Below are 18,686 nucleotides of genomic sequence, written 5' to 3'. Positions count from 1 at the left end.
ACCCGCCCGGCCGACGACCCTCCGGGCCTAGGGTCTGTCGTCTGGATCTCCGCGACGCCGCGGAGATCCAGACGACAGGCCCTAGCCCTCCGCCGCCCGCGTGTCTATCGTCGAAGGCATGGCTGCGGACTGGTGGTCGATCGAGATCCTCAACGCCAGGACCTCCGCCGCACAGTGGCGCGACGCCCATGCGGAGTCGCTCATTGAATCGGCGGTCACCAACGGCGCGTTGAGCTGGGAGTGGCATGCCCACTCCTGGGGCGTCGTGCTCGAGGTCCGCTTCCGCGAGGAATGGCAGTGGGAGTCCTGGCGGCAGCTGCCCGGCACACTGGCCGCGCTCGACGCCGCACCCGACCCGGTCAACGGCCTCCTGGTGCACCGCGGACACGGCGGTGCGTCCGGCGACCGCTCCCCGCGCCGGCCCCGCATCACACCGAGCGCCGGAGCCGTCGTCCTGCCGGAACCCGAGGCCGCCGACTTCGCCCCGGAGCCGCTGTACAACACCGCGCAGCCCGCCGGCGGACTGTTCACGGCGGCGTCTTCCCGGTCCTAGGCTCTGCCGGGAACGGCCTAGTGCTTCTTCAGTCCGTCCCAGCCCCACTGCGGCACCGGACCCGGGTTGCCCGGTTCGACGCCCGGCTGCGAGACCGACCGCGCGATCCGCGTCCCCCACTCGATGTACTCGGCGAAGCGCTGCTGCAGCAGCTCGTCGTCGGGCAGTTCCTTCGCGGCCGTGGCGATCATCAACTCGGCCCAGCGGGCGCGCTGTTCCTCCGTGATGGACAGCCCCAGGTGGTTGCGGATCAGCCCGGGGTGGCCGCCCAGCTCGGCGGTGTAGCCGGCCGGGCCGCCGAAGACCTCGGACATCCACACCGCGACATGCTCGACATGCGTCGGGGTGAAGTGCGCGAAGACCGGCGCGAGCAGCCGATCGGCGCGGACCACCGCGTAGAAGGACTCGGTCAGCCGGCGCAGGCCGTCGATACCGCCCAGCGCCTCGTAGAAACCGCCGCGCTCCGCGCCCCCGTTCGTGCCGCCGGACGCGGCCGCCCCGGCGCTCATGCCCGGTCCCCGGAGACCACGGAGGTGCGCTCGTAGTGCTTCATCTCCTCGATGTCGCCGATGTACGGGCGGATCGCGGCCAGGAACGGCGGGAACTGCGGTCCACCGCGAAAGCCCTGCTCATGGGCCTCCACCGAGGTCCACTCGATCCGCAGGACGTAGCGGTCGGACTCCTCGACGCCGTGCGAGAGCTCGTAGCCCAGACACTGCGGCGCGAGGTCCAGCTGCTCGGCGGCGGTCGTGTACGCCTTCTCGAATGCGGGACGGCGTTCGGGGTCGGTGATGCGGTAGCGGATGTATTCGACGGTCATCGGGCATCCTTCTTCGCTCAGGGTCGGGGACCCCGCGACGGGATCTCGGCGGGATCTTCGGCCAGGATCACTCGCCGGGCCCCGGACACCACGGTCTTTCGCGGTCGGCGGATCAAGCGGATGGCGGGAATCCGCCCTATGGAGCCCTCGCGGAGGCCCTATGACGCCGGATCGCGGGAAGAAGCCGCGGGCTCCGGGCCTTGTAACCGGGTATGACGGCTATGAAGGCAATCGTTCACACAAGCAGCGGCGGACCGGACGTACTGTCCCTGACCGAGCGGCCGATTCCGGCGCCGGGACCCGGGGAGGTCCGGGTCAGGGTCCATGTCTCGGGCGTCAATCCCACGGACTGGAAGTCGCGCCAGGGCGCGACGGGCGGCCCGGCCGGCGGTACCGAGCAGGTGCCGAACCAGGACGGCGCCGGGGTGATCGACGCGGTGGGCGAGGGCGTCGCGGCCGAGCGCGTCGGACAGCGGGTGTGGATCTGGGAGGCGGCCTGGCAGCGCAGCGAGGGCACCGCGCAGGAGTACGTGGTGCTCCCGGACCGGCAGGCCGTGTTCCTGCCCGACGAGGCGTCCTTCGACCTCGGCGCGAGCCTCGGCATCCCGGCGCTGACCGCACACCGCACCCTCACGCTCGCGGACGGCGGCCCCGACCGCCTCGCCCCCGGCTCCCTCGACGGCCGCACCGTGCTGGTCGCGGGCGGCGCGGGCGCGGTCGGCAACGCGGCGATCCAGCTGGCACGCTGGGCCGGAGCCACGGTGGTGACGACGGTCAGCAGCACCCGGAAGGCCGAACTCGCCCGTGCCGCCGGCGCCCACCACGTCATCGACTACCGCACCCAGGACGCCGCCGCGACGATCCGGCTGCTGGTGCCCGACGGCGTCGACATCATCGTCGAGGTCGCCCCCGCCGTGAACGCCGTCATCGACCACGCCGTCGCCGCGCCGAACGCGGTCATCGCGTTCTACGCCAACAACGGCGGCGACGAGATCACCGTCCCGGTCCGGCAGGCGATGGTGCCCAACCTGCGCTGGCAGGGCGTCCTCGTCTACACCGTCCCCGAGCGTGCGAAGGCCGACGCCGTCGCCGACGTGTCGGCCGCCGTCGCGGACGGCGCGCTGCGCGTGGGCGAGGACGCCGGGCTGCCGCTGCACCGCTTCCCGCTGGAGAAGACGGGCGACGCGCATGCGGCCGTCGAGAACAACGCGGTCGGCAAGGTCCTCATCGATGTGGCCGCCGGATGAGCGGCACCGCTCGGGCACGGCTCGGGCACGGCTCGGAGCGGCATGACGCAGGAGCCGACGCATGAGTCAACGCATGAGTCGACGCATGAGCCGACCAAGGAGCCGACTCAGTACCCGACTCAGTAGCCGACCGTGATGCGCCGGGCGGGTCCGTCGACCCGGATCCGCCCGCCGTACGGGATGACGACCTGCGGGTCGGTGTGCCCGAGGTCCACGTCGAAGACCGCCATCGCCTCCGGCGCGTACTCCGCCAGCGCCCGCAGGACCGCGGCCCGTTGATCGGCGCGGAAGCGCTCCCGGCCCGCCGTGTCGAGCTGGTCGGGCCGGCCGATGCTCCAGGCCTTGGCGCGTCCCATCAGCAGCGCGGGGAACTGCCGCAGCAGCCCGCGCTCGCCCATGTTCCGCAGGATCCGGTAGACCTCCACCGCCGGCGGCATCTCCTCCGACGTCTCCAGGAAGAGCACCTGGCCCCGGTGGCTCCCGGCCGGCGCCGTCTCCCGTCCCGCCATCAGCAGCCACGACAGGATCTCCACGTTCCCGCCCCAGCTCGTGCCGTCCACGACGCGATCCGGCCGGTGCCAGGTCCAGCCCTCGCAGGGCGTCATCCGCGGCGTCTTGTCGAAGGTCGCCGGATCGGCCCAGTCCCCGTTGACCTCGTTGAACTCACCGACCGGCGCCAGCTCGTACTCGCCCGAGGTGAACAGGGCGGCCCGCAGCGAGTCCGCCGTCACCGGGTGCATGGCCCCGGGCCGCCCGAACTCCACCATCACCGAGCCGCCGTGGTAGCCGACGATGCCGAGCCCGTACAGGTGGTGCAGCAGGCAGGTGTTGTCGCTCCAGCCGAAGAACGGCTTGGGGTTCGTGCGGATCAACTCGTCGTCCAGGTACGGCAGTACGGTGATCTGGTCGTCGCCGCCGATGCTCGCGATCACGGCCTTGATGTCCGGATCGGCGAACGCGGCATGCAGATCGGCGGCCCGCTCCCGCGCGGTGGAGCCCATCCTCCGGGTCGCCGGATACTCCACGACCCGCAGGCCGAACTCCTTCTCCAGCCGGTTCAGGCCGAGTTCGAACGGCAGCGGCAGCAGGCCCGGCAGGCCGGACGACGGGGAGAGCACCGCGACGCGGTCGCCGGGACGTGGTTTGGCGGGGTACCGGGGGCTGGTCATCGGCCGAGCGTAGTAGCGGTTGCCCGGGCCGGTCGAGGCGTTTCCGGGGCGGCGCGGACCACCGTGGCGCCGGTCCCGTTCCCCGCGCGCCGCCGTCCGACGGCGACGCCCAGCAGCACGACGAGCGCCCCCACCGGCTGGTTCCACGTCATGCCCTCGCCCAGCAGCACCGCCCCTGCCACCACCGCGACCAGCGGCATCAGATACGTGACGGTGGACGCGGCCACGGCTCCCGCGCGGCGGATGATGCGGTAGTTGAGCAGATACGCCACCCCGGTGCCGAGCACGCCGAGCAGCAGCAGGGCGACGACGGCGGACGGCGTCCAGCCGTCGGGGCCGGCGGCCGGCAGCCCGCCGGAGACGAGCGGCGCCAGGGCGGCGGCCTCCACCGTCGCCACCACGACCTGGGCGGCGGAGAGCGAGACGGTGGACTCGGGGCGCCCGGCCAGGAACCGCTGCGCGTACGGGAAGCCCACCGCGTAGCAGCCGGCCGCCGCGAGGCAGGCCAGCTGGCCCGCCAGGTCCGAGCCGTCGGCGCCGCGCCACACCCCGAGGACCACCAGGACGCCCGCGAAGCCGATCGGCATCCCGAGCAGCCGGCGCGCTCCCGGCCGCTCCCCGGGCAGGACCACGGTCACCACCAGCATCGTCAGCAGCGGTGTCGCGGCGTTGAAGATCCCGGCGACGACCGAGGAGACCCGCTGCTCGCCCCAGGCGAAGAGGGTGAACGGCGCGACGTTCACCAGCGCCCCGGTCACCGCCAGATGCCCCCACACCCCGGCGCCGCGCGGCAGCCGGCCGCCGGTGGCCCGCAGCCACACCAGCAGCGTCACCGCGCCGACGACCAGCCGCACCAGCGTCACGTAGGCGGGCGGCAGGACGCCCACACCCACCTTCATCAGCAGGAAGCTGCTGCCCCAGATCACCGAGAGCAGCACGAGCGCGTCCCACCAGCGCTCCCGGGCCTTTTCGCCGCGCGTTTTCATGAAGTCCATGCCGGAAAAGTAGGGGCGGGACGTTTCGGCGGGTGCCGAAGTGTCGCGGGGCGATGATGGGCGGCATGACCGGTCCGCGCACACCCACCACCCTGGCCGCCCTGGCGGCGCTGCTCGCCGACGAGACCCGCGCCTCCGTCTGTCTGGCCCTGCTCGACCGCCGCGCCTGGACGTCCGGCGAGCTGGCCCGGCACTGCGGTGTGGCGCCGTCGACCATCAGCGAGCACCTCACCCGGCTCGTCGACGGCGGCCTGCTGGTCCAGGAGCGGCAGGGCCGACACCGTTACGCCCGGCTCGCCGACCCCGACACCGCCCGCATGATCGAGGACCTGGCGGCCCACGTCACCCCGCGGAAGGCGCCGGCCGGCGGCGGGCTGCGCGCCCATTCGGCGGGCCAGGCCCTGGCCAGGGGCCGCACCTGCTACGACCATCTGGCCGGCCGGCTCGGGGTCGCGATCACCGACGCGATGACCGGGCGCGGCCTGCTGAGCCAGGACGCCGGCTTCTCCCTCACCGGGCCGGGACTGGTCTGGCTCACCGGCCTCGGCGCCGACCTGTCCGCGTACGACAGCCCCGCCCCGCCCTCCCGCCGGCCGCTGGCCCGGCCCTGCCTGGACTGGACGGAACGCCGCCCCCACCTGGCCGGCACGGCCGGCGCCGAGCTGTGCCGCCTGGTCCTCGACCGGGGCTGGGCCACCCGGATCGGCACCCGCCGGGCCGTCCGCGTCACCCCGCTGGGCCTGGACGAACTGCACCGGACGCTGGGTATCGAGCCGGACCTGCTGGAGGTCGCGTGACCACCGGCACACCTCCGCGCCGGGCCCGCGGCACGAGGCTGTCGGACAATGGAGCTGGATCATCGCGATCGGTGCCCCGATTCATGTTCCGATCCGCGCTCCGATCCGCCACCGCCCCCGACCGCCGCAGGGAGAGACTTGTCCGCCGTCCGCACCGCGCTCGCCCTGCTGGGGACGGGCGCCGCCGTGCTGATGACCGGGTGCTCCGCGACGAATGACGCCGAGAGCGCCGGGCCGACGCCGGTCGCGTCCGCCCCCGCCAAGCTGTGGCCGAACCGGCCGCCGGCCACGGAGCCGCCCGGGGACTCGGGAAACGAACGGCCCGTTCCGGTGCCCGGCATACCCAAGGTGACCTCAGGGGACATCAGGAGCGTGGACCCGGTCGCCGTGATCCAGGCCGAGATGGCCGCCGCTCCTGACGCACTCTCCGGCGCGGACGCGCTCGACGAGGAGACCGCGGCGAAGGCCGCCGCCTGCGAGGCGGGCGCCGCCGGGCGCACCGGATGCCCGATCCGCAGCCCCGAGTACTACGACCTGACGGGCGACGGCAAGGCCGACGCCGTCCTCGGTGTCGACATGGTCGACGGCTTCCTCGCACTGCGCTGCTACACGCTCCACAACGGTGTGCTCACCCGCATCCTCGCCACCGTGACGAAGCCGATGTCCGTCCAGGTGGCCGGTGGGGACCTCATCGTGCAGGAGCCCACCCCCTCCGAGGGGTACGAGCAGCGCACGGTCTACGCCTGGGACCCGCAGACGCGCGCCATGGCCATCCAGAGCGACGACTACCGGCGGGCCACTCCGCCCGGCCACGGCCGCCGTGACCACGCGCCGGACAGCGGCGACACCGACTCCTCGTGGAAGCGGTCCCGATGACGCTGCGCGGACGCCTGACGAGGCCGCGCGAAGGCCCCATGAGGCCGCGCGGACGCCGGACGCGGCTGCGCGGGCGGCTGCCGGCCTGGACGGCGACCCTCTACTGGAAGGCAGCCGTCTTCATCACCGCGATGTGCTGCGTCGTCGCGGTGGTCCTCGGCACGCTCGTGCACGTCATGGTCACCCGGCAGACCGTCCACCAGGCCCGCACCGCCGCCCTGAGCAGGCTCGACACCGCCACCCAGGCGTACATTGCGGGCGACCCGCTGCGCCGCGGCACGGCGCTGAACCCGCCGGACCTTCCCGACCGGCTCCGGGACCTCGCGCTGCGCGGCGAGCGCGGCACCATGTTCGGCGACGTCGACGGCCGCCGCACGATGTGGGCGGCGGGTCCGGCCGGCGGGAAGGCGCTGGCGGTACCGCTGGACTACACGCGCAGCGCGGAGAGCATCCGCGGTCTTGACCGGGCGATCATCCTGTCGTCCGCCCTCGCCATCGGCGGCACCCTGCTGATCGGGATCTTCGCCGTCTCGCGGGTGACCCGCCGGCTGCACCGGACCGCGGCCGTCGCCCGACGGATCAGCGCGGGCGACCTCGACGCCCGGGTGGCCGACCCCCGCACCGCCGGTCCCACCAACGCCCAGGACGAGGTCGCCGCCGTCTCCGCGGCCCTGGACGCGATGGCCGCCTCGCTCCAGCTCAGGCTGCAGAGCGAGCAGCGCTTCACCGCCGACGTGGCCCATGAACTGCGCACCCCGCTCGCCGGTCTGCACGCCTCGGCCGAACTGCTGCCGCCCGGCCGCCCCACCGAGCTGGTCCAGGACCGGGTCCAGGCGCTGCGCCGGCTCACCGAGGACCTGCTGGAGATCTCCCGGCTCGACTCCCGTACCGAGAAGGTCGAACCGGACGCCCACTACCTGGGGCTGCTCGCCGAACGCGCCGTCGCCGCCTCGGGGCCGGCCGCCGAGGTCCGCGTCGTCCGCGACATCTGCCTCATCACCGACCAGCGCCGGCTGGAACGGGTCCTCGGCAACCTGATCGGCAACGCCCACCGGCACGGCCGTCCTCCGGTGGTGATCACCGTCGATGGTCCCGTCATCACCGTCCGGGACCACGGCGACGGCTATCCCGGCTATCTGATCGACCACGGCCCGCAGCGCTTCCGTACCGAGCCCACCAGTAACGGCAACAAGGGCCACGGTCTGGGTCTGACGATCGCCGTCGGGCAGGCCCGCACCATCGGGGCCGAGCTGCGCTTCGCCAACGCGCCCGACGGCGGCGCCGTCTCCACCCTCACCCTCCCCACCCCGGAGGAGATCGCGGACCCCGGGGACGATGCGGGGGCGGGCACGGGCGCGGGCCCGCTGTCCTGACGCCACCAAGTGCGGAGGTCCCGCCCGGTCGGATCCTCATCCCGCCCGGTCGTGTCCGCATCCCGTCCCGGCGGCCTCATCCCATCGGGGCGGCCTCATCCCACATCGTGGCGGTCTCAGCCCGTCCCGGCGGCCTCCGCCGGGCTCAGCCGGGCGCCGCGGGACTCCCGGGCCAGGTAGCCGGCCATGCCGAGCGACGCGATACCGGCGAGCGAGATGGCGGCCCCCACGGACACCACTTCGGCGGCCGCCCCGAAGACCGCGGGCCCCACCCCCTGCACGGTCATCATGCCGGAGCTGAGCAGCCCGAACGCCTGCCCGCGGCTGGCCTCCGGGAGCGCGTCGAGGAACGAGCGCTGGAGCCCCAGGCTGTACGCGAACCCGGTACCGGTGACCAGCAGCAGGACCGCGCAGACCGGCCACGGCGGGCCGAAGGCGAAGCCGGCCAGCGGCAGACCGATGACCGCGACCAGCACGGCGACCAGACGTTCCCGGGTCGCGGGCAGCACGAAGCGGCCGACGACCAGATTGCCGACGAGCATGCCGACCGGCAGGCACGCCAGCAGGAACCCGGCGGTTCCGTCCGGGAATCCGCGCCGCCCCGCGAACGGGACGACGAGGCTCTCGGCGCTGGCCGCGAAGGCGGACGGCAGCCACTGCGCGAGCAGCAGCTTCCGCACCCGGCGGTTCGCGAACAGCGCCCGGTTGCCCGACCAGCTGTGCCGCACCAGGGAGCCGGCCCCGGACCCCTTGTCGGGGGCCGGCAGGTCGGGCAGCCGCAGCCGTACGGCCACCGACGCGACGAGGTACGCGGCCGCGCTCAGCAGCAGCGCGTGCCGCGAGCCCAGGAACGTCACGGCGATCCCGCCGCCCGCGAGCCCGAGCAACTGGGCGCCGGACGACGACATGCTGGACAGCGACCGCCCCAGAACGTACGCGTCGCCGGTCAGCGTGTCGGCGACGAGGCGGTTGGACGCGCCCTGGAAGACCGGCGTCAGGAAGGCCACGACGGCGACGAGCAGCAGGATGAACACCACCGGCAGATGGGCGAGCGCCATCGCGACGGCGGCGGCGAACTCCAGCAGATAGCCCGCGGCGATCAGCCGCCGCGGCCGGACCCGGTCGGCGAGCGAGCCGAGCAGCATCGAGCCGGCGAGCTGCGGGAGGAAACCGATGCCGAACGTCAGGGCGCCCATGAGCGGTGAGCCGGTGGTCGCGAAGATCAGCACCGAGAGGGTCAGGATCCGCAGGGAGTCGGCGGTGATCGTCACCGTCCTGGTGACGAAGAGCAGCCGGAAGCGCTGGTCCGCGAGCACTTCCCGATAGGTGGTGCGCCGGGGCTGGGCAGGGGTGAACGTCATACGGGCAGCCTGTTCCCGGCGCCCCCGCCGGGGCGATTCTTACGTCACAGGACGTAAGCCCGCCCGCCGGCGGACGTAGGCTCGTGGCATGCGGCGATTCGAGTTCGGTACCGACGACCTGCTGCGCAGCAGGTTCGCGCTGTCGCCGGCCTTCGAGCTGTGCAACCTCCTGCGGTATCTGGAGGGCCGGTCGCGGCAGCGGCTGCCGGCCGCCTGGTCGGCCCGGCTGATGCCGGCCTTCCAGCGGCTGCGCCGCGACACCGACATCGACGCGGTGCTCGCGCTCCACACCCGTACCTTCGGCGCCAACTTCGTCGCCCTGCCGCCCCGCGGCCTCGCCCAGACCTGGGACGACGACCTCGCCGCGATCCGCGCCACGAGCCTGTCCCAGGCCCACGAGGAGGCCGAACTCTGCCTCGCCGCGCGTCCGTCCCGCGATCCGCGCGTGCTGGCGACGCTGCGCGGCGACGCGGTCGTCGAGCGGGTCGCCGACGCCCTGGACCAGGCCTGGCACGGTCTGCTGGCCCGTGACTGGCCGCAGCTGCGGGCCATCTGCGAGCGCGACGTCGTCCACCGGGTCGGCCGGCTCGGCCGGTCGGGCTGGGCGGCCGCCCTCGACGGCCTCCACCCCGACGTGCGCTGGCGCGACGGCGGCATCGACATCCTGCGGACGTCGTCGTCATCGGCCAGCGTCACCACGCTCGCGGGGGAGGGGCTGCTGCTCATCCCGTCGGTCTTCGTCTGGCCCCACTTGGCCACCTACGTCGACGACCCCTGGCCGAAGGCGATCATCTACCCCGCCCGGGGCACGGCCGCGCTGTGGGAGACGCCCGACTCCGTCGAGCCGGACGCCCTCGCCGGACTCCTCGGCCGTTCACGTTCCCGGTTGCTGTCCGCCCTGGACCAGCCCGCGAGCACCACGCAGCTCGCCCAGAGCCTGCGCCTCGCCCCCGGCGCGGTCGGCGACCATCTGACCGTCCTCCGCAAGGCCGGCCTCCTGCACCGCGCCCGCGCCGGCCGCTCCGTCCTCTACTACCGCACCCCGCTGGGCGACGCCCTCGCCGCGGGCACCGACCAGGGCCTGTTGTCGGACGGGGCCTGACGCCCGGGGAAACGGTGGGGGGCGCCTCGCGACTGATCTGAACCGGTCGGTAACAGAGCGAGAAAGGTGCTGCAGCTACCTAGCGGTAACCACGTGGGGCGTGTCACATTCCTCGCGCCACCGGCCGGCGGCCCACCGTCACCCAGAGCCTCCTGACCCCACGGTGCGGGAGGCCGTCCGCAGGAGTTCCGCCGTGCCTGAACGCTGTCACAGAACCAGCAGAACAAAGCGACTGCTCGCCGCGGTCCTCGCCCTACCCCTTGTCGCCGCCGGCCTGCTGGCCGTCGCGGCCCCCGCTCAGGCCGTCACCGGCCCGGTCGTGAGGGTGTCGATGGGCGACAGCTACATCTCCGGAGAGGCCGGTCGCTGGAAGGGCAACAGCGACACCACCGGCGGCAGCCGCGACGGCACGGACCGCGCCTGGACCGGCAGCGGCTACGACCCTGCCACGGTCTACGGCAGCACCTACGCGAGCGGGTGCGACCGCTCGGACTCCGCCGAGATCAACAGCCTGGCCGGAGCGGTCGACCTCGCCTGCTCCGGCGCCACCACCGCCAACGTCTTCCGGGCGGGCAACGGCGGCCAGTCCCTCAAGGGCGAGGCGCCACAGGCCGACCAGCTGGCCTCGGTCGCCGCGAACAACACCGTCAAGCTGATCACCCTCTCGATCGGCGGCAACGACCTCGGCTTCTCGGACGTCATCTCGACCTGCGTCAAGGACTACCTGATCTGGTACTCCTACTGCCACACCAGCCAGCAGAGCGTCATCGACTCCAGGATGAGCGCGGCCATGGCGGGCGTCGGCAAGTCGATCGACGAGATCCGCGCCGTGATGACCGCCGACGGCTACGCGCCGGGCGACTACCGGATCGTGCTGCAGTCCTACCCGTCCCCGATCCCGCGCAGCACCGAGATGCGCTACCCGGAGAGCGGCTGGAGCCGGGCGAGCACCGGCGGCTGCCCGTTCTGGAACGGCGACGCCGACTGGGCCCGCGACTCGATGGTCCCGCAGATCTCCAACGCGCTCGCCGGCGTCGCGGCCACCAAGGGCGTGCAGTTCATGGACCTGCGCGACATGCTGCAGGGCCGCGAGGTCTGCGCCAAGACGTCCAGCCTCGCCACCCCGGGCACGGCACCGTCCGCCACCACCAGCGAGTGGGCGCGCTTCGTCGACGCCGGCCTGAGCAGCTCCCAGGGCACCGTCCAGGAGTCGATGCACCCGAACTACTACGGCGAACTCGCCCTCGGCAGCTGCCTGACCCTGCTGAACACCCACCCCACCGGCAACTACTCCTGCCGCAACACGGCAGGCCGGGACTCCGGAGGGATGTACCTGACCACCAAGTGACCCACCGCCACCAGCGGAGGGCGCCACGCACCGAGCCCTGGTGCTCTCCTTGAGGAGAGCACCAGGGCTCAGTGATGCGCACTATTCCCACGGTTACTCTTCGTGTATCATGTGTCACGCTATATAGTTGAGATGTGCGCATAATGCGCTTTTCTTTTCTCGCCCGGCTGGCGTGAACGCAGGCGTATCAACAGCGCATTCACTGCTCAGAGTTCGCCGGCGAGCCTGCGTCGCGACACATGTTCACCTGCCGCGGCGGCATCTCGCGCCCGGCACCCCCAGCATCATCTCGCGGCATCCGAGCGGGCGACGGCGCGGTGCGCCGTCCGTACGCCGCGTTGGTGATTCCCCGTCAAACCGAAGGAAGAGGTGGCGTTATGGAGTCTGTGCTCAAGCCGTGCGAACTGGAGTTGGAGATCGAATTCCTGGAGCAGCTCGACGCTCCTGCCGACGACGGCCCAGGCCCGTTCCGAATGGGCGTCAACAACCTGTTCATGTCTGTGGAGAACGCGTTCGGAGCGGCAGAGAAATCCACGATGAACCCGCAGTTCGGCGCCGCCCAGTCCGCTGTCGCCTCAGGTCGATTCCTGGTCAACGCCGGCGCTGACTTCTTCAACTCCGCGCAGGCCAACTTCTTCCCGCCCGCGCCCATGGGCATGCAGCCGGGCATGATGCCGCCCGGGATGATGCCGCCGGGCATGATGGGCGGCGGGATGATGCGTCCGGGTATGGGCATGCCCATGGGCTAGACGCAGCCGATGACGACCGGAGAGCGGTGGGCAGGCGGTCGCATGCCGAACGGTGCCCGGCTGCCCGGCCGCCGAGCGGGACACCCCAGCGGCAAGTGCGCCAGGCTCCGCGCGCGGCAGGCTCCGCGCCCGTCAAGCGGGCCGTTCACGATGAGGTCACAGCATGTTCACGCGCAAACCCGGGCCGCCCGAGGCCTGCCGCCCTCCGGTTCCCGGCCCGCCCGCACCGCCCCCCGGCCGTCCGCGCCTGCGCGACGGAGTGGAGATCACCCAACGGCCGGACGGCGCTGGGGCGGTGGTGAGTCTGCCTGGCGGCACCTATCTGAGGATGGGCGGGGACGCCGTCCGCCTGCTGCGCACGCTGGACGGCACGCGGACCCCGGACACGGTCCTGGCCGACTGGTCACCGATGCTCGGCCGGCCGCGCGCAGCCGAGACACTGACCCGGTTCGCCGCCGCCGGTCTGCTCGACACAGGCGGCGCGCTCTCATCGGCGGCGCCGCGGCGGCTGGTCTTCCGGAAACCAGCGATGCTCCAGCTCACCCTCTACCAGCCCGACCGCCTCAACGGCGTCCTGCGATCGGCCGGCGCTGTGCTGGCCCGCCGCCCCGTGATCGTGGCCTACGCCGCCTTGCTCTGCGCGGGTCTCGTCACCACGGTGGCCAACGCCGGCCAGCTGCACGACGCCATCATCCACCGCTCCCCCGGCACATGGCTGCAGGTCTACGCCACGATGATCGCGGTGAACGTGCTCCACGAGTTCGGCCACGCCACGGCCCTGTCGTACTTCGGCGGACGGCCCCGGCGGATGGGCATCATGCTCCTGTACTTCTCACCCGCGTTCTTCTGTGACGTCACCTCCAGCTGGCGGCTGCCCCGACGGCGCCAGCGCGCCGCCGTCGCGCTGGCCGGCGTCGCGGTCAACGCCGCGGTCGCCGCGGTCGCAGCCCTGGCCGGCGCCGCGGATCTCGGTGGCCGGCGGCAGTACTGGTGGCTGGTGGTCCTGGCCAACGCCATGACGATCACCTTCAACCTCCTGCCCTTCATCAAGCTCGACGGCTACCTCCTGCTGCTGGCCGCGGTCGACAAGCCGTTCGTCCGCCACCTCGCCATGGCCGACGCACGGTCCTGGCTGAGCCACCGCGTCTACCGACGCCCCGCACAGCCGCGGCAACTGGACCGCCCTTGGAGCGTCCCCTACGGCTTCGGCGCCTTGGTCCTCCCTCCGCTGCTGATCACCTCGGCCCTGCTCAGCGTCCAGCGTTTCCTGTGGATGGGCGGACCGGTGGGCGCGGGCATCTGGTACGCCGCGGTACTCCTGGCCTTGGCGCGACTGCTGTACGGCGCCTACACCGTCGCGTTCCCCAAGATCCCCGCGGCGGCGCGGCCGGGAGAGCCGGATGCCGGCACGGACGCCGCCGAGCGAGCCCTCCCTGCTTGACGACCTCCCGAACGGGCCGCGAGACCTCGGGTGGCGGCAGCGGGGATGCATGACCCGTGCACGACAGGGCATCCGCTGGTCAGGAGGTTGATAACCATGGGTCCACTGCTTTTGGTTCTACTGCTCGCGCTGATTCTGTTCGGTGCCGGCTTCGCGCTCAAGATCCTCTGGTGGGTCGCGGTCGTGGTGCTGGTCGTCTGGCTGCTCGGCTTCGTCATGCGCGGCACCCACTCGTCCGGCAGCCGCCACCGCTGGTACCGCTGGTAACCACGACAGGCGCGACAGGCGCGTGAACACGGGAAGAGGCCCGGCGGACCATCCGCCGGGCCTCCGCCATGCCAGGGGTCAGCGCGCAGCGGCATGGGTAGGGGCCCGGAATTCGCGTGCGTGAGGTCGTCTTCAGCTGCTGGGCCGTGAGCCTGACGTGGAGGAACGGGCCACATACCCATTTTGTGAGCTTAGGGCGTGATGCCCGCGCCACGGAGGAGGACGCCATGGAGTTGGCGCTCCACCCGGTGATCCACACCAAGTATGGGCGCGAGGCAGAGACACTCGACCTCGTCATGCAGCACATGCCGCACGCCCCGCTGCCGCAGCTCGACCTCACCATCGGCACCACCGCGAAGTGGCACCACGTGGAGATGACCTTCGAGGAAGCCGACCGGCTGCGGGCCTGCCTCAATGAGTTCATCGCGCAGGGGCGCGAGTACGCACGCCCGGACTCCGTCGCATCCCTGCGGGAACTGGTCGACTACTGCGGTGCGCGGATCGTCGAGCACGGAAGCGACGTCAAGGGCTTCTTCGGCCACGCCGTGGGCGATACGCGGCAAGGCGGCCCGGTCTGGGTGACCGTCCCCCACGGGACCGCCGGCCCGCGTCTGGAAGACCGAGTGAAGCATCTGCTCGCGGAGATCCATGAGACACAACGAGAACTGACCGCTCAGGACGGTTCCACGGTTCGAGAGGCGGGCGCCCCGCCCGAGCTGCCCTCATGGCCGGCAGGCCAGGCAGCGGCGTGAACCCTTGAGGCCAGGGCGTCGTACGTCATGAACACCGACACGGCGCCCTGGTCCTGGCGCCCTCCGTGAGGAGAGCACCAGGGCTCAGTCAATATATCTGACTCTTCGTCAGTAATCGCTCTCCACTCCACTCAGGAGTTCGGGGCAAGGGGATGGTAGACCCGCTGTCGTTCTACGGGAGCGGAGCCGAAATCGCCTGACCCGTTGATGACTTCTCCGACACCGAGCCGGATGCCTTGGGCCCGGCCGAACCCTTTGAGGACGGCTCCACGTCGGTCGGGGTTGGGATGAGCGTGCGTTGCGCCATCGGCCAGGGATACCGACCGGGCCGAGATGGGCCCGAGGATCTGGCAGCCCGTGCCGATCCGACTGTGTCCGAGAACCTCGGCGCCGTTGACGATCCGGACACCGTCACCGATCGAGACCTCGGAGTCTGCGGTCGTTGACTTGATCTGGGCACCGCCTTCTCCGATCACGGACCTGTCTCCGATCGTGATGCTTCCGCCCGCGCTCGCAGCGATGCGCGTCCCGCCATGGAATACGGTGTCGCCACCGATGACGCAATGGCTTTCGTCGTCGCATTCGATGACCACACCGGGATAGAAGAGATTGCCCGGGCCGATGGTGACCTGCTTGGACAGGATCACCGAAAACGGGTCGAGTACGACAGTGCCGCTATCGGCGAGTTCCAGCAGTTCAGCAGGTGTCAAGAAGCCCGACGCGCTTCTCATCCGGTCGAATTTGTCCCATAGCGATGCCGATCCCATGATCATCCGACCAATGATTGGTCCCTCTCGACGCCGTGTCCAGTCATCCGGGCCGGGCTGGGGCGCACCGAACACAGCGAGGCCGCCGCACTCTTCGACGGTGGCTCTTCGTCAGGCGTTCCGTCCTTCGGTGCACCGCTGGTGCACCTGGGGGTGGAAAGTATCGTGATCGGGATCGGAGCAAAGCTCCAGATTGGGTGATCGGATAGATCACTTGCTGAGTGGCCGCCTGTGGCAGGTCTTCGCGTTGTCGACGGCTCAGCGCGGCATGTACCCCTGCTGTGCAGTCAGCGGCGCCAACTCCGGGAAGAGCGCCTCCACGTCCACAGGCTCGTGCGGTGTCGCGCGGGGCATTGTGGTCTTCGGCATCTCAGCTCGTACGGCTGCGGATGACCGCAGGGCCTGCCGCTGACGACCAGGGTGCCCTGCGACCTGGAAATGGCCGAGCCTGCGACCTCGCGGCACGCCTATGCTGCCCAACATGCCCCAGCACCGCACATACCGTCACGTCGACGGCGAGCAGATACCCGGAATCACCCGGCCCGCGTTCATCCGCAACGGCAGCTACTACCTGACCGACTTGATCATCTATGCCGACGGCTTGATCGATTGCTGGGGCCTGGTCGACTTGGCTGAGTTCGAGGAGAAGCTCCGCTCTGGATGGGTCGCCACAACACTCGAAGAAGGAGCCCGGGCCTCGGTCCATCACCTTGCTGTCTGGAAGTTCGCCGAACCGCAGTCCAGGGTCACCCCCGAGACGCTTCTCGGTGAGGTCCGCGACGAGATCGACAAGCTGAACGATCGCCCCGATTCGAGGGGCCGCTGCCGGGCCGCCGTCAATGGCTACTTGGCCGACCGCACTGAAGATCGTCGGCAGCGGTTGCTGGACGCCTACCTGGCGGTTCCCGAACATCTGCGCCGCTACCTGGGCGACATGGACAGCAAGGACTGGCCCGTCCAGGTCCTGGCAGTGGGCATCGGAGGTCGGATGCCGCGCAACCAGGAGGTCGTCACCGAGAAGATGCACGCCTCGGCGCTCGACTACTTCGCCCAGAACAACACCGCCAGAGCTGACTACGCAGTCAGGCACGAGGCCTTCGGCCCCGTCCAGCCGCAGGCCGCAGCGATCACGCTCACCCAAACGGTCGGAACGAAGGACTGGCCGGAGAATCCCGGGCTCCTCGCTCTGCGAAACGAGTACCCGTGTCCGGTCAACGTATGCGGGGTCGAGTACCCGAACGTCGACCGTGCCTACCTGGCGCTGTCCACCGACGACAAGGCCCAGCGCCAAGCCGTACTCAGCGCCGAGAACGACCGGGCCGCCCAGCGAATCGCTGAATCCACTCCTCGACGGCCAGGCTGGGCCGAGGCTCGACCCGCCGTGATGGCAGAGCTGATGCGTGCCAAGTACGCCCAGCACCCGGCGCTCGCGCAGCTTCTGCTCGGCACAAGTGATGCCAAGATCCTCTACTCCAGTTTCGACTCGCTCTACTGGGGTGAAGCCGGCGAACGCGGCCGGAACTGGGTCGGACGCCTGCTGGAGCTGATCCGCAGCGAACTTGCCGCCGAGGCTGCCGGCCTCGGACCTGCCGGGCTCGATTGATCCCGCAGCCTTGAGACGGATGCACCCGTCCGGATCCTGACGCTGCCAGGCAGGTGAACGCGCAGACAGCACTTCGCGCACAGCACTGAGCCCTGGCGCCTTCCCTACGGAGGGCACCAGGGCTCAGCCAATGTGATCGCGCCAGGTGGGCGGACCGGACCGGTTAGAGGTCGAAGTACAGCTGGGAAAGCTTCCTGAGCTGCACAGATAGGGATCCTTCGACGCTCCGGTGCACGCAGGGTGCACGCAGGGTGCACGCGGGGAGCAACCGGGGCACCCGTTCTGGTGTCGGAATGGCTGGGGCGACGCGAGGCGGACTCAGCCCATGGCGCATCGCCAACTGGCTGAGCACGCCAGCGCCGATACTTCACTTGAAGGGTGCCGTAGAGAGCTGGAAGAGCCACCGGCGCCGTCTCCACCCGCAGCCTTGGAATGGCTAACAGCCCGCAACACCCTCGCCGCCGGCGTACGAGCAGCCCCCGCGCCGGCCGACACGCACCGGCCGCGCCGCCGATAGAACTGAAGGACGCGCGAGCAGGCGGGTCGACTCAGCCGGCTTCGGGTGTCTGCGAGTCCTGCTCGTACGGTTGCCAGTCGCGGTGCTTCTTCCAGGCCAGGGCGCGCTGGATTTCCAGAAGGCTCAGGCCCGTGGCCGCCGACAGGGCATCCCGGGTGAGTGCCTGGGGGTGGTGCTCCAGCGCGCGGTCGATCTGCCCGGCCCACAGTTCCTCGGGCACGTACGGGCGGGTGCGGTACTCCTGCTGGAGGACGGCCAAGCGCTCGGGGAGCACGCGACGACCAGCCGCCGGCCGTCGCGCGCCGGGCTGCGGGCGTGGATCGCGGAGGAGTCCGGGACGACGCCCAGCTGGCACCCCTTGGTGAGCCGTCGGGCGCACAGGTCGCAGATGTCCGTCTCCGGAACCGGTGAGCGGTCACTTCGCATGCCCGTTCTCCTGCCCCTTCCGTGCCCTGACGCATTTTCTGATCGTGCCGGTAGGGCGCAGTATGCCTGCTCCCCGCTGGGCCGAAAATCTATCCTGACTGCGGTAGACATTCGCGTCGGGGTGTGGGTAGTGTTCCTGTCGTAGCCAAGAAGACAGCAGGGCGCGGCAGACACGAACTGGCGCGCAGAGTGTGTGGCACGGTGATGGAATCCGGCGGCCGTTCAGTGCACGTGGCCGCAGGGTTGGTTGCCGGGCCAGGTGACCCGCACAGGGGTCGCCGTGCAGGACCGCAGTAGGCATAAACGCAGTACAGCAAGTGCAGTTCTGACAGCAGTACCAGCACTACCAGCAGTGGATGAGTGGTCTCTTGGTGAAGGCGTCGGCTGCGGGCGCGCGCACCAGGAGGTTCGGCAGTGGGGTTCTAAGCCAGAGCAGTTGCAGGACAGGCGACGGGGCTGGCTGCCGGACGGTGGTGCGGTGAAGGCCACCAGCAGGTCGCAGTATCAGCAGTTCGGTTGTTCA

At 71.1% G+C, this 18,686-nt stretch carries 19 protein-coding genes; 12 read left to right on the top strand and 7 right to left on the bottom strand.

All coding sequences use genetic code 11. The features are described from left to right. Positions 1–118 precede the first annotated feature (118 nt). A complete protein-coding gene (locus LNW72_RS12935) occupies positions 119–553 on the top strand; it encodes a hypothetical protein (RefSeq protein ID WP_250975539.1) in 435 nt (144 codons plus the stop codon). Between the two features lie 17 nt (positions 554–570). Here LNW72_RS12935 and LNW72_RS12930 read toward each other — a convergent pair whose 3' ends face one another. Both LNW72_RS12930 and LNW72_RS12925 read right to left on the bottom strand, forming a co-directional pair. After that, on the bottom strand, positions 571–1,062 hold the full coding sequence (locus tag LNW72_RS12930; protein ID WP_250975538.1) for a group II truncated hemoglobin: 492 nt from the start codon (positions 1,060–1,062) through the stop codon (positions 571–573). Next, positions 1,059–1,373 (bottom strand): antibiotic biosynthesis monooxygenase family protein, encoded by a 315-nt coding sequence (locus tag LNW72_RS12925; RefSeq protein ID WP_250975537.1) that lies wholly within the window; start codon positions 1,371–1,373, stop codon positions 1,059–1,061. Before LNW72_RS12925 ends, LNW72_RS12930 begins: the two co-directional genes overlap by 4 nt. A 221-nt stretch (positions 1,374–1,594) precedes the next feature. Between LNW72_RS12925 and LNW72_RS12920 the strand changes: the two genes are divergently transcribed. Then, entirely contained in the window at positions 1,595–2,620 is a 1,026-nt protein-coding gene (locus tag LNW72_RS12920; protein ID WP_250975536.1) for an NADPH:quinone reductase, read from the top strand. 119 nt (positions 2,621–2,739) lie between these two features. Here the strand turns inward: LNW72_RS12920 and LNW72_RS12915 are convergent, their stop codons facing one another. Then, positions 2,740–3,789: a S66 peptidase family protein gene (locus tag LNW72_RS12915; RefSeq protein ID WP_250975535.1), complete on the bottom strand. Its 1,050-nt coding sequence runs from the start codon at positions 3,787–3,789 to the stop codon at positions 2,740–2,742. Further along, positions 3,786–4,784: a DMT family transporter gene (locus LNW72_RS12910; RefSeq protein ID WP_250975534.1), complete on the bottom strand. Its 999-nt coding sequence runs from the start codon at positions 4,782–4,784 to the stop codon at positions 3,786–3,788. Before LNW72_RS12910 ends, LNW72_RS12915 begins: the two co-directional genes overlap by 4 nt. Before the next feature lie 65 nt (positions 4,785–4,849). Here LNW72_RS12910 and LNW72_RS12905 point away from each other — a divergent pair, with 65 nt between their 5' ends. From LNW72_RS12905 to LNW72_RS12895, 3 genes are all read left to right on the top strand, one after another. After that, a complete protein-coding gene (locus tag LNW72_RS12905; RefSeq protein ID WP_250975533.1) occupies positions 4,850–5,581 on the top strand; it encodes a helix-turn-helix domain-containing protein in 732 nt (243 codons plus the stop codon). Positions 5,582–5,719: 138 nt separating this feature from the next. Then, entirely contained in the window at positions 5,720–6,457 is a 738-nt protein-coding gene (locus tag LNW72_RS12900; RefSeq protein ID WP_250975532.1) for a hypothetical protein, read from the top strand. Positions 6,458–6,495: 38 nt separating this feature from the next. Then, the gene (locus LNW72_RS12895; protein ID WP_250975531.1) at positions 6,496–7,830 is read left to right on the top strand and encodes a HAMP domain-containing sensor histidine kinase; all 1,335 of its coding nucleotides are present in this window, start codon (positions 6,496–6,498) and stop codon (positions 7,828–7,830) included. A 116-nt stretch (positions 7,831–7,946) separates the two neighbouring features. Here the strand turns inward: LNW72_RS12895 and LNW72_RS12890 are convergent, their stop codons facing one another. Then, positions 7,947–9,191, bottom strand: coding sequence for an MFS transporter (locus LNW72_RS12890; protein WP_250975530.1), 1,245 nt, complete (start codon positions 9,189–9,191; stop codon positions 7,947–7,949). An 88-nt stretch (positions 9,192–9,279) separates the two neighbouring features. On the opposite strand from LNW72_RS12890, the gene LNW72_RS12885 reads away from it, so the two are divergent. The 6 genes from LNW72_RS12885 (at position 9,280) to LNW72_RS12860 (ending at position 14,850) form a co-directional block, all read left to right on the top strand. Further along, a complete protein-coding gene (locus LNW72_RS12885; protein ID WP_250975529.1) occupies positions 9,280–10,293 on the top strand; it encodes a DUF5937 family protein in 1,014 nt (337 codons plus the stop codon). Positions 10,294–10,486: 193 nt separating this feature from the next. After that, positions 10,487–11,641, top strand: coding sequence for a GDSL-type esterase/lipase family protein (locus LNW72_RS12880; RefSeq protein WP_250975528.1), 1,155 nt, complete (start codon positions 10,487–10,489; stop codon positions 11,639–11,641). Positions 11,642–12,018: 377 nt separating this feature from the next. Continuing rightward, positions 12,019–12,390, top strand: a complete 372-nt coding sequence (locus tag LNW72_RS12875) for a hypothetical protein (RefSeq protein ID WP_250975527.1) — start codon at positions 12,019–12,021, stop codon at positions 12,388–12,390. A gap of 163 nt (positions 12,391–12,553) precedes the next feature. After that, positions 12,554–13,831, top strand: coding sequence for a daptide biosynthesis intramembrane metalloprotease (gene mpaP, locus LNW72_RS12870; protein ID WP_308401931.1), 1,278 nt, complete (start codon positions 12,554–12,556; stop codon positions 13,829–13,831). Between the two features lie 96 nt (positions 13,832–13,927). Further along, positions 13,928–14,098 (top strand): hydrophobic protein, encoded by a 171-nt coding sequence (locus LNW72_RS12865; RefSeq protein ID WP_250975520.1) that lies wholly within the window; start codon positions 13,928–13,930, stop codon positions 14,096–14,098. 227 nt (positions 14,099–14,325) lie between these two features. Next, complete coding sequence (locus LNW72_RS12860) at positions 14,326–14,850, top strand: hypothetical protein (protein ID WP_250975525.1); 525 nt, start codon at positions 14,326–14,328, stop codon at positions 14,848–14,850. Between the two features lie 131 nt (positions 14,851–14,981). On the opposite strand, the gene LNW72_RS12855 is transcribed toward LNW72_RS12860, so the two are convergent. Then, entirely contained in the window at positions 14,982–15,623 is a 642-nt protein-coding gene (locus LNW72_RS12855; RefSeq protein WP_250975524.1) for a hypothetical protein, read from the bottom strand. A 475-nt stretch (positions 15,624–16,098) separates the two neighbouring features. On the opposite strand from LNW72_RS12855, the gene LNW72_RS12850 reads away from it, so the two are divergent. Next, positions 16,099–17,220 carry an NADAR family protein gene (locus LNW72_RS12850; RefSeq protein WP_250975523.1) on the top strand — a complete coding sequence of 374 codons (1,122 nt, stop codon included), beginning with the start codon at positions 16,099–16,101 and terminating at the stop codon, positions 17,218–17,220. Positions 17,221–17,768: 548 nt separating this feature from the next. On the opposite strand, the gene LNW72_RS12845 is transcribed toward LNW72_RS12850, so the two are convergent. Then, positions 17,769–18,011, bottom strand: coding sequence for a hypothetical protein (locus LNW72_RS12845; protein ID WP_250975522.1), 243 nt, complete (start codon positions 18,009–18,011; stop codon positions 17,769–17,771). Positions 18,012–18,686 lie beyond the last annotated feature (675 nt).

The organism is Streptomyces sp. RKAG293, assembly GCF_023701745.1.
In the GTDB taxonomy this organism is placed as follows: Bacteria; Actinomycetota; Actinomycetes; order Streptomycetales; family Streptomycetaceae; genus Actinacidiphila.
Note: the sequence above shows the minus strand (reverse complement) of the source record. Positions and strands in the feature narration are given on the sequence as shown.

Bases quoted from the DNA above. Each gene is read 5' to 3' on its own strand.
- LNW72_RS12930 (WP_250975538.1), bottom strand. From the start codon at position 1,062: ATGAGCGCCGGGGCGGCCGCGTCCGGCGGCACGAACGGGGGCGCGGAG.
- LNW72_RS12865 (WP_250975520.1), top strand. From the start codon at position 13,928: ATGGGTCCACTGCTTTTGGTTCTACTGCTCGCGCTGATTCTGTTCGGT.
- LNW72_RS12855 (WP_250975524.1), bottom strand. From the start codon at position 15,623: ATGATCATGGGATCGGCATCGCTATGGGACAAATTCGACCGGATGAGA.
- LNW72_RS12915 (WP_250975535.1), bottom strand. From the start codon at position 3,789: ATGACCAGCCCCCGGTACCCCGCCAAACCACGTCCCGGCGACCGCGTC.
- LNW72_RS12860 (WP_250975525.1), top strand. From the start codon at position 14,326: ATGGAGTTGGCGCTCCACCCGGTGATCCACACCAAGTATGGGCGCGAG.
- LNW72_RS12920 (WP_250975536.1), top strand. From the start codon at position 1,595: ATGAAGGCAATCGTTCACACAAGCAGCGGCGGACCGGACGTACTGTCC.
- LNW72_RS12905 (WP_250975533.1), top strand. From the start codon at position 4,850: ATGACCGGTCCGCGCACACCCACCACCCTGGCCGCCCTGGCGGCGCTG.
- LNW72_RS12935 (WP_250975539.1), top strand. From the start codon at position 119: ATGGCTGCGGACTGGTGGTCGATCGAGATCCTCAACGCCAGGACCTCC.
- LNW72_RS12910 (WP_250975534.1), bottom strand. From the start codon at position 4,784: ATGGACTTCATGAAAACGCGCGGCGAAAAGGCCCGGGAGCGCTGGTGG.
- LNW72_RS12925 (WP_250975537.1), bottom strand. From the start codon at position 1,373: ATGACCGTCGAATACATCCGCTACCGCATCACCGACCCCGAACGCCGT.
- mpaP (WP_308401931.1), top strand. From the start codon at position 12,554: ATGTTCACGCGCAAACCCGGGCCGCCCGAGGCCTGCCGCCCTCCGGTT.
- LNW72_RS12875 (WP_250975527.1), top strand. From the start codon at position 12,019: ATGGAGTCTGTGCTCAAGCCGTGCGAACTGGAGTTGGAGATCGAATTC.
- LNW72_RS12850 (WP_250975523.1), top strand. From the start codon at position 16,099: ATGCCCCAGCACCGCACATACCGTCACGTCGACGGCGAGCAGATACCC.
- LNW72_RS12895 (WP_250975531.1), top strand. From the start codon at position 6,496: ATGAGGCCGCGCGGACGCCGGACGCGGCTGCGCGGGCGGCTGCCGGCC.
- LNW72_RS12890 (WP_250975530.1), bottom strand. From the start codon at position 9,191: ATGACGTTCACCCCTGCCCAGCCCCGGCGCACCACCTATCGGGAAGTG.
- LNW72_RS12885 (WP_250975529.1), top strand. From the start codon at position 9,280: ATGCGGCGATTCGAGTTCGGTACCGACGACCTGCTGCGCAGCAGGTTC.